The organism is Mycobacterium sp. OTB74 (assembly GCF_029892685.1).
Taxonomy (GTDB): Bacteria; Actinomycetota; Actinomycetes; order Mycobacteriales; family Mycobacteriaceae; genus Mycobacterium.
Genome location: NZ_JARXVD010000016.1, coordinates 1 through 13,882, shown reverse-complemented (window position 1 = coordinate 13,882; position 13,882 = coordinate 1). Strand labels below are relative to the sequence as shown.

Sequence of the window (13,882 nt, the reverse complement as noted above, 5' to 3'; positions counted from 1 at the left end):
GATCGACAGAACCAGGAGGCAGGCGATGGTTAAGTTGCGAGGCACGGCCATCCGTCTGGCTGTCTTCCTCACTGTGTGCATCTTGGGCGCCTTCGCGCTGATAACGGTTTTCGGGAAATTCCGGTTTTCCGAGGGGCACACCTATTACGCGCAGTTCAGCAACGTGTCGAACATGCGCAAAGGCAGCTTTGTACGCATTGCAGGCGTCGAGGTTGGTGAGGTTCAGGACATCACCGTCAACCGTGATTCGTCCGTACGCGTCGAATTCACCGCCGAGAACTCAGTGCAACTCACTGAGGGGAGCCGGGCGGTGATCCGCTACGACAACCTGTTTGGCGACCGTTATCTCGCCTTGGAAGAGGGCGCCGGCAGCACAGCCAAACTCAATCCCGGTGGAACCATTCCGATGGACCGCACCGCGCCGGCGCTGGATCTCGACGCCGTGATCGGTGGCTTCCGACCGTTGCTTCGCGCATTGAGCCCTGAGCAGGTCAACAATTTGAGTGGCCAGCTGTTGGCGGCGTTCCAGGGGCAGGGCCCCACGATCGGGTCGTTCTTGGATTCGACGGCTGTCTTAACGAATACCTTGGCCGACCGCGATCAACTGATCGGGGAAGTCGTCGACAATTTGAATGTGGTGCTGGGGTCGCTGGGCGGCCAGACCGATAAATTGGACAAAGCGGTGATGACGCTGTCAGAGCTGACGCACCGGTTGGCCGAACGCAAGGCGGATATTTCCAAGGCGGTGGCATATACAAATGCCGCGACCGGCTCGATAGCAGACTTATTGTCGCAGGCCAGGGAACCGTTCGCAAAAGTGGTGCACGAGACGGACCGCGCTGCCGGCATTGTCGTCGCCGATCACGACTACTTCGATAATTTCCTCAACACGCTGCCCGATAAATACCGTGCGCTGAACCGACAGGCCCTTTATGGAGACTACTTCAGTTTCTACCTCTGTGACGCCGTGCTCAAGCTGAATGGAAAGGGCGGTCAGCCGGTCTATGTCAAGGTGGCCAGCCAGACCACGGGACGGTGCGCGCCGAAATGAACAAAACATTCTCCGAACGTAACCCGGTACCCATCGGAGCCATCGGACTACTCGGGACACTCGCTATTGTGCTCGCCGCTCTCAATTTCCAGAAGCTCCCATTTCTCAATCAGACCAATGCCTATTCGGCCTATTTCGCCGAGGCGGGAGGGCTGCACTCGGGCGCGGCGGTCGACATTTCAGGGTTCCCAGCGGGCAAGGTCTCCAGCGTCGAACTCGACGGCCCGCGCGTGCTCGTCAAATTCAACCTGACGAAGAACGTGCACCTGGGTGAGCGGACCGAGGCCGCCATCAAGACGAAGAGTCTGCTGGGCTCCAAGATTCTCGAAGTCAACTCCCGCGGCGAAGGCGACCTCAGGGGCCCGATTCCCTTGGAGAGGACGGTATCGCCGTACCAGTTGCCCGATGCTCTGGGCGATTTAACGACGACCATCAGCGGGATGAACACCGATCAGCTGTCGGACTCGCTGGCGACTCTGTCGCAGACGTTCGCCAACACCGCGCCGCAGCTAAGGGATGCTGTCAGCGGTGTAGGCCGCATCTCGCAAACACTCAACGAGCGTGACGCGCACCTGCGCACTTTGCTCCAAGATGCGGCCAAGGCGACCGGGGTACTTGCCAAACGTAGTGACCAGGTGGTCAGCCTGTTGAAGGACACCAATTCCTTGCTGGCCGAGTTGCGGACGCAAAGTGCTGCGCTGGATCAGATCTGGGGCAATATCTCGGCGGTTTCCCACCAATTGAAGGCCTTCATCGCCGAGAACCGCACACAGCTTCGGCCGGCGCTGGACAAGCTCAACGGGGTACTGGCGATAGTCGACAACCGCCGGGAACGTGTTCAGCAATCCATAAAAGGGCTCAGCACGTACGCCTTGAGTCTTGGTGAGTCGGTCGGTTCAGGCCCGTTCTTCAAGGCCTATGTGTCCAACCTCCTGCCTGGTCAGTTCGTGCAGCCATTCGTCGACGCCGCCTTCTCGGACCTGGGGCTCGATCAATCGACGTTGCTGCCATCGCAGCTGACCGACCCGCCGACCGGTCAGCGGGGTACGCCGCCGCTACCAGTGCCCTACCCGCGGACGGGCCAGGGCGGCGAGCCGCGCCAGACGCTGCCCGATGCCATCACTGGTAACCAGGATCCGGGTTTGCCGGCCCAGTTCCCAGGCCGTTATCCCTATCGCCAAGAGCCGCCCGCGCCGCCACCCGGTGGTCCGCCGCCAGGGCCGCCGGCACCGGCTCCGCCCGGGCTGGGGTCCGTTCCTCAACCAACGCCTTCGCCGGTCTACGTGACCGCACCAGGTGAAGTCCCACCATCGGCACCGGACGGAGGTCAGCGCTGATGAACAAGTTGCGAAACGCGCGTGGCCGGATCGCGACGGGTCTGGTGCTGGTACTGATCGCCGCATCGTTCGTGGCAGTGCAGTTGGCCGACCGGATGGCCCGATCGACCGTCGTCGCATACTTCGACAACACCAACGGGGTGTTCAGCGGCGACGATGTTGTGATCCAGGGCGTGCCGGTGGGCAAGATCGTGTCGATCGAACCGCAACCGGAGCGGGCGAAAGTCACGTTCTATTTCGACAGCAAATACAAAGTTCCCGCCGAGGCCAAGGCCGCGATTCTCTCGCCGCAGTTGGTGACCGGCCGGGTCATTCAGCTGATACCGCCGTATACCGGTGGGCCGACGATGCAGGACGGCGCCGTCATCCCGCGGGAACGCACGGCAGTCCCAGTGGAATGGGACCAGATCCGCGCACAACTCGAGCGGGTGGCCGCGCTTCTCAAACCAGACCAGCCGGGCGGCACCAGCACGCTGGGTTCATTCATCAACACCGCTGCCGATAACCTGCGCGGACAGGGTGCAAGTATCCGCGACACGGTGATCAAGCTGTCTCAAGCGGTGTCGGCGCTGGGGGATCACAGCAACGACCTTTTCTCCACGTTCAAAAACCTGTCGGTTCTGGTGTCGGCGTTGCACGACAGCGCTGACCTCCTCGAACAGCTCAACGCGAACCTCGCCGAGGTGTCAGGGGTGCTTGCCGACAACCCGAACAAACTCGGTCAGGCCGTAGAGGACCTCAATGGGGTTGTCGGCGACGTAAAACAGTTTGTCGCCGACAACCGCGACGCGGTCGGCACCGCATCCGACAAGTTGTCGTCGGTGACCAATGCCCTCGTCGCCAGCCTGGACGACATCAAGCAGGTGCTTCACGTTGCCCCAACCGCCGTTGCCAACTTCGACAACATCTATGAACCTGCCAACGGTTCGCTGACCGGGGCACTGGCGGTCAACAACTTCGCCAACCCTGTCGGATTCCTCTGCGGTGCCATCCAGGCCGCGTCCCGACTGAACAGCGAGCAAGCAGCGAAGCTGTGCGTGCAGTACCTGGCGCCGATCGTGAAGAACCGTCAGTACAACTTCCCGCCGCTGGGGGTAAATCCCTTCGTAGGCGCGACAGCCAGGCCCAACGAGGTCTCCTACAGCGAGGACTCGATGAGGCCCGACTATGTTCCGCCGGCCCCGAAAGCACCTGACGCGGCGCAGATGCAGCAGGCAGCCGGCGACGCGCCGGCGGCAGTACCCGCGGGTCCGCCGCAGCCAGTCGACGCGTCTTCCGGAGAGGCCGTGCCTACCGATGCCGGTGCCGGTCTGCCCGGTCTGATGGTGCCCCACCTGGGAGGTGGCTCATGAGGTCCAACTGGTGGCGCCGAGTCGGCGCCTGTGCGTTGCTGATCGGATTGGTGGCGGCGATGTCCGGCTGTTCCCAGTGGAAGGGCCTCAACACCCTTGAACTACCTGGCACGCAGGGCGGCGGTCCGGGATCCTTCACGATCCAGGCGCAGATGCCTGACGTGAGCAACCTGCAGCAGAACGCACGGGTGCGAGTGGCCGACGTGACGGTCGGAACAGTAACCAAGATCGAACGCCAGGGCTGGCACGCGTTGCTGACCATGAAAATGAATGGCGATGTCGACGTACCGGCCAACGCGACGATCAGGCTCGGCCAGACCAGCTTGCTGGGTTCTCTGCACGTCGAGTTGGGGCCACCGCCCGACGGCAGACCCCAGGGCAAGCTGCACGAGGGGTCGCTGATTCCGCTGTCCCAGGGTGGGGCTTTCCCGACGGTCGAACAGACGCTGGCTGCGGTGTCGATGGTGCTCAACGGCGGCGGAGTGGGCCAACTCCAGGACATCACCGAGGCACTCAGTACTGCGTTCCACGGTCGTGAGAGTGATCTGCGCAGCTTGGTCCAGCAGCTGGACAAGTTCGTCGGCTACGTCAATGACCAGAAAGACGACATCATCGCGGCATCCGAGAGCCTGAACAAACTGGTCGGACGACTCGCGGCCAACCGTCCCGTTCTCGATAAGGCGATCAAGACGATTCCCGATGCGCTGGCCGTACTGAACAGTGAGCGCGAAACCCTCGTCCAGGCGGCCGATCAGCTCGGTAAATTCAGTGCGCTGACTGTCGACACCGTCAACCAATCCAAGGACAACCTGGTCAAGGAATTGCAGCAATTGGGCCCCGTGCTCGAATCGCTCGCGAACGCGGGCCCGGCCCTGACCCGATCGCTCAGCCTCATTCTCACCGCACCATTTCCGAACGAGACGATTGAAAAATGGCAACGCGGTGACCAGGCCAACTTGACGGCGATCATCGACTTGACTCTCAGCCGTATCGACTCGGCAATTTTCACCGGCACCCGGTGGGAGTGCAACCTAACCGAGTTGGAGTTGCAGTGGGGGCGCACCATCGGCCAGTTCCCGAGCCCTTGCACTGCGGGCGGCCCAAACAACCCGGGTAATCCTCTTACCATTCCGTATCGCTGGGATCAGGGGCCGTAAATGCACCTACATAGACGAACGAAGATTCAGCTGGCCATCTTTCTGGCCATAGCGCTTGTGGCATTGACACTGATGTCGGTCAATTACCTCAAGCTGCCTTCCTGGCTGTTCGGTGTCGGCACGTACACGGTGAAGATGGAATTACCGGAAGCCAGCGGGCTCTACGCACGCGGCAATGTGACGTATCGCGGTACTGAAGTTGGGCTGATCAAATCGGTACACCTCACCAATACCGGTGTGGAAGCCGTGTTATCCCTGAAATCTGACTTCCGTATCCCGTCAGATCTGAAAGCCAACGTCCGTAGTCAAACGGCGATCGGCGAGCAGTACGTCGAGTTGATACCCCGCAACAGTTCATCGGCGCCACTAAAGGACGGCGACGTTATTCCTCAATCTGCCACCTCGGCGCCCCAGGACATCAACGCGGTGCTGGACCAGGTGAACACCGGCCTGAAGGCATTACCGCACGACAACCTCAAGACCGTCATCGACGAGTCGTACACCGCTGTGGGTGGGTTGGGTCCGGAACTGTCCCGCATCATCAAAGGGGGATCGGACCTCGCAATCGATGCCCATAAGAACCTCGATCCCCTCATCACACTCATCGACAAATCGCAGCCGGTGCTCAATTCGCAGGTCGACACGTCAGCAGAGATCCAGGGATGGGCTGCCCACCTGGCCACGGTCACCAGCGAACTAAAGAATCATGACCAGGCCGTGGCTGGCGTCCTCGAAAAGGGCGCCCCCGCGCTGGGCGAGGTCCGCCAACTGATCGAGCGGCTGCAGCCGACCCTCCCAATTGTGCTGGCGAATCTGGTCAGCGTCGGACGAGTAGCGCTCACCTACCAGAACGACGTCGAACAGCTCTTGGTGCTGCTGCCCCGAATGACTGAGTTCAGTCAAGGCTCCATCTTGGCGAACATGAACACCAAGCAGGCCTACCGGGGTGCTTACCTCAGCTTCAACCTCAACATCAATCTGCCGCCTCCCTGCACCACCGGGTTTCTGCCGGCTCAACAGATGCGAGTGCCCAGCTTCGAGGACTACCCGGAACGACCAACCGGTGATGTCTACTGCCGGACTCCGCAGGATGGGCAGTTCAACGTACGCGGCGCGAAGAACATCCCGTGCGAAACACGACCCGGCAAACGCGCCCCCACCGTGAAGCTATGTGAGAGCGACGAGCAGTACGTGCCGCTCAACGATGGCAATAACTGGAAGGGCGACCCGAACGCGACGTGGACCGGTCAGGACATTCCGCAACTGCCGCCGGGATCACCGCCGCAGGCCGCGCCCGCCCCGGAGCCGACGGCCATCGCCGCAGCCGAATACGACCCGGCAACCGGTACGTACATGGGATCGGACGGCCGCCAATACAGGCAGTCCGACCTGTCCCACAGCGCGCCGAAAGACAAGACATGGCAATCGATGCTCGTGCCGCCCGCAAATTAGCAACCGTGACCAATCTCGAAAGGAGGCGACATGCAAGTGGAACAAAAAGAAGCTGAGCCGGATGTTGCTATCGACGACGATGTCGTCGAGTGCGTGCCGGAAGCTGACTCGCCCGAGTCGGACGATGAACCCGAGCAGTCGGTCACGAAGGCCAAGAAGCCCAGGAGTGTCCTGAGGACCGCGGCGCTCGTCTGCCTGGCCGCTGCCGTCGTACTGGCCGCCCTGATCGGGTGGTTCGGATATCGCGCCCATCAGTCGAGTCAGGTCCAGGTCCAGCGGACCCAATTTCTCGCCGCAGCGAGGCAGGGTGCATTGAACCTGACGACGATCGACTGGCAGAAGGCAGACGCCGATGTGCAGCGCATTCTGGACGGGGCCACCGGACAGTTCCGTGACGATTTCGCCGCACGGTCGAAGCCCTTCATCGACGTGGTCAAGCAAGCGAAATCGTCCTCGGTCGGCACCGTCAGCGAAGCGGGCATCGAATCGCAGGACGGTGACACGGCGCAGGTGTTGGTGGCTGTCGGTGTGCAGACGTCGAATGCCGGTGCACCCAAACAGGATCCGCGATCTTGGCGGATGCGAATCGCCGTTCAGAAGGTGGGCGATCAGATCAAAGTCTCGAACGTCGAGTTCGTCCCATGAGGTCGCCGCTGAAGGTCCAGCCCGACGAGGAGGCACAGGAAGTGAACATCGACGACATCGAGGCGGAGGGTGAATCCCAAGAAATCGATGAATCCGGTCACGATGACCAACCGGTGAGCACCGGGCACGGCACCCGTTGGTCCAAGGTGATTGTGCTTGGGGTACTGCCGGTTTTGGTGATGCTGCTGGCAGCGGCCGCAGGTTTCATGAAATTTCAAGACGCCTCGGCGCGCGATGCGACTACCGCACGTGCGGATTCAGTGCGCGCCGCCACTGACAGCACGATCGCCTTGCTGTCCTATCGGCACGACACGGTACAGCAGGACCTCGAGGCGGCACAGACCCGGCTGACTGGGACATTCCTGGATTCCTACACAAAGCTCACTCACGACGTAGTGATCCCAGGAGCGAAGCAGAAAGAGATTTCCGCGGTTGCCACAGTCCCAGCAGCGGCATCGGCGTCGGCCACCGCCGACCACGCCGTCGTCCTGCTGTTTGTGAACCAGACGGTTCTCATCGGCAAGGACGCGCCCACCAATACAGCGTCCAGCGTGCGCGTCACGCTGGACAAGATCAACGGTCGGTGGCTTGTCTCCGGATTCGATCCGGAGTGAGCAGGCCATGATGCTCAGACGGTCCGTGGGCAGTGCATCCGTATTGTGCGCCGCCCTACTCGGTGTGACGGTGGCCGCGCCATTCGCTCGCGCTGACGTGGTGGCCTATCTCTTCAACGTCCAAGTGCGGCCCGGCTATAACTTTCCCAACGCCGACGCCGCCTTGGCGTACGGAAACGGTATCTGCGACAAGCTGCAGCAAGGCCACACCTTCGCGCAGATCATGGGCGATGTGCGGGCCGACTTCAGTACGTCCGACGATTACCAGGCCTCTTATCTGATTTCACAGGCCACCAACGAACTCTGTCCGGCACAGATCTGGCAATTGCGGAATTCGGCCGTTCACTACCAGTCGCCACCGGGCGTTGCACCCTGACAGAAAGGAGACGGACATGCGCTACCGCTCGCTCGTCGCGCCCGCTGCAGCTGCTTTGACCGTGGGCGCAGTCGCGGCCGCGCCGATGGCACACGCGGACAATTCACGGCTTAACAACAGCGTGGTCGCCAATGTGTTCACCGTTCAGCATCAAGCGGGATGCACCAATGACGTGAAAATCAACCTGCAACTGCAGCAAGCCGCCGAATGGCACGCCAGAGACGTGCTCAACAACCGCGACCTCGATGGTGACGTGGGTTCGGACGGGTCAAATCCGGCGGGCCGGGCTCAGGCCGCCGGCTACCGCGGCGTGGTTGCCGAAACCATTGCGATCAATCCGGCGATAGCGATCAGCGGCGTCGATTTGATCAACCGGTGGTACAACGACCCGGTCGCCCACGGGATCATGGCCAACTGCGCGAACACTCAAATCGGAGTGTGGTCCGAGAACAGTCTTGATCGAACCGTGGTTGTCGCGGTGTATGGACAGCCCGAGAAACCCGATGACCAGACCCCGTTGGCCGCCAACGTGGGATTGCCATCTCCGGTAGTGCTGCAGCCCAACGTGCCGTTGGATCCGGACCCGGACTATGACGGCAGCGACGAACTCGAGACAGGTATCAACTGGTTCCCGTGGATCTTGCGCGGCGTGTACCCGCCGCCTGCATATCCGCCTCAATAGGGCTGCAGATTCGCGGCGATCAGGGACAATGGCTGTCAGGCCAGTCGGAATACCTTTGGTAGCCGGCAACGAATGCGACTGAACGTGTCCAATCCTGACGTCACTCAACACAGCCTCGCCACCGGCATCGTCGCCGAACTCGAAGCGGAGGGCTACCACGATGCTGAGGCGATCGGCCGGGGTGGATTCGGCGTTGTCTATCGGTGCCGGGAGCCGTCACTGGACCGCTTCGTCGCAATCAAGGTGCTCAATTCTGATCAGGACGATGTCGACGTCGAACGTTTCGAATGCGAGCAGCGGGCCATGGGCCGGGTCTCCGGCCACCCGAATATCGTCCCTGTGCTGCACAGTGGTCTGACCTTCACTGGGCGGCCATTCATCGTCATGCCGTACCTGAGCCGCAACACACTCGACGCCTGGATCAAAGGTCACGGCCCCCTTGCCGTAAGCGAGGCGCTGGCGGTCGGGGTGCGGTTGGCCGGAGCTCTCGAAACCGCCCATCGCGCTGGTGTTCTCCACCGAGATGTCAAGCCCTCCAACATCTTGCTGTCGGCGTACGGCGAACCGCAGCTATGTGACTTCGGCATCGCACGCATCGCGGGCGGCAGAGAAACCGCTGCCAATATCGTCGTTGGGTCGCCGTCTTACACAGCGCCAGAGCTGTTCGAGGGAAGTGCTCCGTCAGCGACAGCCGATATCTACAGCCTCGCGGCGACGTTGTTCACGCTGCTGTGCAGCCATCCGCCATTTCAATATGAGCGAGGCGAAAACCCCATTGCATTCGCCCGTCGCGTGCTGGCCGGCCCGATCCCTGACCTCCGTCCGAAAGGGATCGACGACGCCGTGTGCTCGGCTATCGAACTCGGGTTGAATGCTGATCCCTCACTTCGCCCCAGCTCGGTCCGCGAGTACGGGGACGTTCTGCGCGCGGCGGGCGCGCAGATCGACCTCAAAATTGGCGAAGTTCCGCTGGAATTGCCGCAGCCCGAGCAAGAATCCGAAGGATTGTCCGCGAGCCTTGGTGCAGACCACTCCGGGGCGCTCGGCTCGCGGCCGACCGAGCCGAGCGAGAAGCGGCGGTCGAATTACCCGTCGACGCCGCCCGCGCGGAATCGGCCGCCGACATTCAATCGTCCGACGGTGCCGAGGCGGCGACTTCTCGAGCGTCTCGGCTCCGGGCGAAGACCTAAGCTGGTCCTCATCCATGCGCCCGCCGGCTACGGAAAGAGCACTCTGGCCGCGCAGTGGGGCGAAACGCTGGTTCGGCAGGACCTCAAGGGCGCTTGGCTGGCGATTGACAGAGACGACAACAACTCAGTCTGGTTTGTTTCCCACCTGATCGGTGCGATTCGGCTCGCCATGCCGGACCTGGCTGATGCCCTGCAGCAAGAATTCGAGGGGCATCTGGAAGATGCACAGCTTTATGTCTTCAACGCCCTAATCGACACGTTGCACGAAGACAAGCAGACCTTGGTGTTGGTGATCGATGACTGGCATCGCGTCGACAATCCTGAAACCAGGAACGCACTGGCCTATCTCCTCGAGAACTGTTGTCACCACCTGCATGTGGTTGTCGCCAGTCGTACCCACACCGGACTTCCGCTCAGTACGTTGCGAGTTCAGGGCGAGCTCGTCGAAATCGATGCGTCGCTGCTCAAATTTGATGTCGCCGAATCCAGAGCGCTGCTCGTTGATCAGTGCGGTCTCGACCTCACCACGGCCAACGTTGCCGAACTGGATGACTGCACCGATGGATGGGCCGCGGCGTTACAACTCGTGTCGTTGTCGCTCCGTGATCACAGCGACCCCGGCGCACTCATCGCGCGGCTGTCGGGACGAGATGAAGCCATAGGCGACTATTTGGCATCGAACGTTCTCGACAGCCTCGAATCGGATCTGCTCGATTTCTTGCTCGCGACATGCATCACCACTCAGATCAGTAGCGGCTTGGCGACTGCGCTCACCGGAAATGCGCGTAGCCGAATTGTCTTGGAGGACATCGAAAAGCGCGACCTGTTTCTATGGCGGACTGATGCCGATGGGTCATGGTTTCAGTACCACCACCTCTTCGCCGAGTACCTTCTGCATCGACTTGAGCGTGATGCGGCGGATCGCGTACCGGATTTGCACCGAACCGCTGCGCGGTGGTTCTCGGAGCAGCAGATGCTCAGCCAGGCTGTCGATCACCTGCTCCGTGCCGGTGACACAAGGGAGGCGGTCGATGTTGTCCAGCAAGCAGCCACCGATCTGTTTGAACAGTCCCAGCTGAGCATGCTGATCGGGCTCGCGGCGAAACTCCCGACTCACTTAGCCGATGCGCGCCCGAGGCTGCAGGTGGATGTCGCATGGGCAAACGCGATCCTGCACCGCCCAACGGCGGTAGCGGATGCGCTCGATGTGGCCGAGCTCGGCCTCGACACTGTGCCATCAGGTGAGGCCGCCGACTTGCAGGCCGAAATAGACCTTATTCGCAGCGTGATGTCTGCGCTTCGAGACGAGGTCGATGCGTCGACCGATGCTGCAGTCCAAGGATGTGTCGACAGGGCGGACTCGCTTCGCCCCTTCATTCTGTGCCGCGCAGCCGACCTCGCCTCGTTTGCTTCGCTTCGCGTGTTGGACTTCGACGCCGCACTGCGCTGGCACAGGTGGGGGCGGCGATATCACCCGAAAACCCCTGGGACCCTGACGGTCAGCTACGGATATTGCTTCGCGGCGATCGCCGCGAACGAACAACTCGATATCGCGGGCGCCGAAGCAAGTCTGCGACACGCACGGCGAATCGCGCTATTGCCGTCAGGGCGGCCGACCTATGGCGCCAAGCTTGCCGGATCGTTGATGGGGGAGCTTCTCTACGAGCACGGCCAACTCGATGAAGCAGAGCCTTTGCTCGACGCCGCGTATGAACTCGGTGCCGAAGGCGGAATCGTCGACTTCATGCTTGCGGCATTCGGAACTGGGGCCCGATTGAAATATGCCCGCGGCGACAAATTAGCTGCGGACAGTCGCTTAGCCGAGGGTCTCGAGATCGCCAGAGCGTTGCAGTTGCCTCGGCTCGAGGCTTGTCTGATGTATGAACAGGTCCGGTTGGCGACTATTTCTGCACCAACGGTCGACCCGTTGCTCGTGACGCGAGTCATGTCGTTCGGTGCCCAACCGCTCCGTGGAATCGGTGATGCCACAGCTGAATTCAGAGAGGACGCCCAAATCAGGCTTCTTATCAACAGCGGACAGCCCGAGGAAATCAGCAGTGCCTGCGCACGCGCACTTGCGCGCGTTGAACACATCAACCAGGCCAACCGTCCCCGTGCGCACCTTCAGGCCACCCTCCAGTACGCGCTGTGTCTTGGGGTCGCCGGCAACGCTGATCAAGCGCACCGAATCCTTGCGCCGACACTGAAAACCTGTGCGGCACTGGGACTTAGTAGATTGCTGATAGACGAGAGCGCAGTAATGCTCCGCTTGGCGCACGACGCCGTAACCGGCCACGGCGACATTGGCGATGCTACGGCTACGGCAAGTGTCCGGGATTTCGTACTGAAACTTGAGGGGACTGGGCCGCTCTAGAACGGTGCACGCTTGAGTTCCTTCAGCATGAACCATGTCGTCAGGGAGATGTAGCCGCCCCAGACAGCGACCGGTAGGTAGAAGGCCAGCAGGCCGTGGTAGGCGAACGGACCGCTTTTGAAGAAGGCTGGGCCTGCGGCAAAGAATACGGTGAAGGCCCCAGCGATGGTGAGCCAGCTGAACCAGCGGGGAACCATCGGCTCGGGCCGGTCGTCCATCAGTTCCACCGCGGCGGTGGCAAACATCTCGATAGCGAGGTAAATCCAGCCGAGCAGGAAAGCGAACCAGGCCCAGTCGCTAAAGCCCTGTAAGACGCTGGCATCGCTGTCTTTTCGGTAAGCGGACACAATCCACGCGCACGCATTGAAAAAGACGATCAACGAGATGAAGGCAGCGCACACCGCCATGGTGAGTGACCACAGCGGCCGACGGCCCTCGATCTTGGCGAGCATGAGGCCCATCGCGATGGAACCAGGAGTGAGTATTCCGGCGGCGATGTAGAAGAGACTGCAGCCGACGATCACGCCCCAGTGATGTGTCTCGGTGAACCAGATCTTGGTTTCTTGGAGGCTAAAGTCTGCCCGTGCAGGTGCCCAGAAATGTGCGATGCCCAACCAGCCGACGGCGGTGAGTGCGACGAAGATCCAGTTGCACCAAAGCCCGAACTTCAGTGAGCTTGGTCGGCCCGAGTCTTCCATGCCAAACCCTCCGAGAGCCTCGTGGTGAAGATTCGTACCAACGGTATTGGCGCACTGGCCAAATGGCGTCACCCTGGCGAGTACGAAGGTGTCTCCCGATGGGGTTCTGCGCCGATGATGCCGGCGCAAGTCGTCGGTGTTGGGTTCGTGCCATTGCGGGCCGATGGGTCTGCGGTTGTGAGGCTTGTGCCGTCCCACTCAGCCGCGGAAACCGGCCAGGCCAGCCAGGCGTAGTAAGGCTATTGGTGGCACTTGAGTGCCTAGCGCCAGACCGTCATCGGCACCGCCGCTGGGGCACAGGCAGCCGCTGACTCTTTGACCAGGCGGTAGAGCCATTTCGCGGCATGAGAACTGTGCCAAGTAGGTCGCGAGCCGGCGCAGGGCCTCGTTCTCTTGCTCTAGCAGCCGGAGATGTCGCTTCAGGTCTCGGTTCTCGCGCAGTACATCAGGTGACGGGATTGGGGGACCGTCATCGACTTCGGCAGCCCGAAGCCACGAAGTGAGTGTCGTGTGATGGATCCCGAAGTTCCGGGCGACGTGCTCGATCCGCACGTCCGGTCCGCGCTCGCGCGCGGCACGCATGACGTCTTCGCGAAACTCTTTGGGATAGCCCCTGGGCACTGCGACATCCTTCCGGCCGGCGAATGGCCAAGCGATCAACACGGATTGCAGCCCGCGCGTCCGCCTCCGCTGTGGTTTGGTTACTGCTTGGTCGCGCCCGGTATTGCCACACCATGAGGTCTTACGGTTGCAGCAAGGGTAGCGATGCGCGGACCGAATGGCGTCCCCCGAATGGGTATGCGTTGGTGCCCACATGGGGGCTTTGCACTACGACGCGCGGGCACATGGCGACGGCTAGCTAGTGTCCTGAGTCGTTAATTCGTCTGCAATAGTTGGCGATGGATTCGAGGATTTGGTTGGCGGTTTTGGTCCACACGTAGGGGCGGGGATTGT

The 13,882-nt window shown here is 61.4% G+C and carries 11 protein-coding genes; 10 read left to right on the top strand and 1 reads right to left on the bottom strand.

The window, feature by feature from the left end; all coding sequences use genetic code 11:
* Window positions 1-25: 25 nt before the first annotated feature.
* From M2432_RS19955 to M2432_RS19910, 10 genes are all read left to right on the top strand, one after another.
* On the top strand, window positions 26-1,051 hold the full coding sequence (locus M2432_RS19955) for a virulence factor Mce family protein (protein WP_280828568.1): 1,026 nt from the start codon (window positions 26-28) through the stop codon (window positions 1,049-1,051).
* Window positions 1,048-2,388, top strand: coding sequence for an MCE family protein (locus tag M2432_RS19950; protein WP_280828567.1), 1,341 nt, complete (start codon window positions 1,048-1,050; stop codon window positions 2,386-2,388). The genes M2432_RS19955 and M2432_RS19950 overlap by 4 nt, the downstream gene beginning before the upstream one ends.
* Window positions 2,385-3,740: a virulence factor Mce family protein gene (locus tag M2432_RS19945; protein WP_280828685.1), complete on the top strand. Its 1,356-nt coding sequence runs from the start codon at window positions 2,385-2,387 to the stop codon at window positions 3,738-3,740. The genes M2432_RS19950 and M2432_RS19945 overlap by 4 nt, the downstream gene beginning before the upstream one ends.
* A 59-nt stretch (window positions 3,741-3,799) precedes the next feature.
* Window positions 3,800-4,897 (top strand): virulence factor Mce family protein, encoded by a 1,098-nt coding sequence (locus M2432_RS19940; protein WP_280828684.1) that lies wholly within the window; start codon window positions 3,800-3,802, stop codon window positions 4,895-4,897.
* Window positions 4,898-6,349, top strand: a complete 1,452-nt coding sequence (locus M2432_RS19935) for an MlaD family protein (protein ID WP_280828566.1) — start codon at window positions 4,898-4,900, stop codon at window positions 6,347-6,349. It abuts the gene before it with no gap.
* 30 nt (window positions 6,350-6,379) lie between these two features.
* The gene (locus M2432_RS19930) at window positions 6,380-6,994 is read left to right on the top strand and encodes a mammalian cell entry protein (RefSeq protein WP_280828565.1); all 615 of its coding nucleotides are present in this window, start codon (window positions 6,380-6,382) and stop codon (window positions 6,992-6,994) included.
* On the top strand, window positions 6,991-7,608 hold the full coding sequence (locus tag M2432_RS19925) for a hypothetical protein (protein ID WP_280828564.1): 618 nt from the start codon (window positions 6,991-6,993) through the stop codon (window positions 7,606-7,608). Before M2432_RS19930 ends, M2432_RS19925 begins: the two co-directional genes overlap by 4 nt.
* A gap of 10 nt (window positions 7,609-7,618) precedes the next feature.
* Window positions 7,619-7,984 carry a DUF732 domain-containing protein gene (locus M2432_RS19920; protein ID WP_280828683.1) on the top strand — a complete coding sequence of 122 codons (366 nt, stop codon included), beginning with the start codon at window positions 7,619-7,621 and terminating at the stop codon, window positions 7,982-7,984.
* Window positions 7,985-8,000: 16 nt separating this feature from the next.
* Window positions 8,001-8,666 carry a CAP domain-containing protein gene (locus M2432_RS19915; protein ID WP_280828563.1) on the top strand — a complete coding sequence of 222 codons (666 nt, stop codon included), beginning with the start codon at window positions 8,001-8,003 and terminating at the stop codon, window positions 8,664-8,666.
* 72 nt (window positions 8,667-8,738) lie between these two features.
* Window positions 8,739-12,230, top strand: a complete 3,492-nt coding sequence (locus M2432_RS19910; protein WP_280828562.1) for a serine/threonine-protein kinase — start codon at window positions 8,739-8,741, stop codon at window positions 12,228-12,230.
* Here M2432_RS19910 and M2432_RS19905 read toward each other — a convergent pair.
* Window positions 12,227-12,928: a hypothetical protein gene (locus M2432_RS19905; protein WP_280828561.1), complete on the bottom strand. Its 702-nt coding sequence runs from the start codon at window positions 12,926-12,928 to the stop codon at window positions 12,227-12,229. The genes M2432_RS19910 and M2432_RS19905 overlap by 4 nt on opposite strands.
* Between the last annotated feature and the right edge of the window lie 954 nt (window positions 12,929-13,882).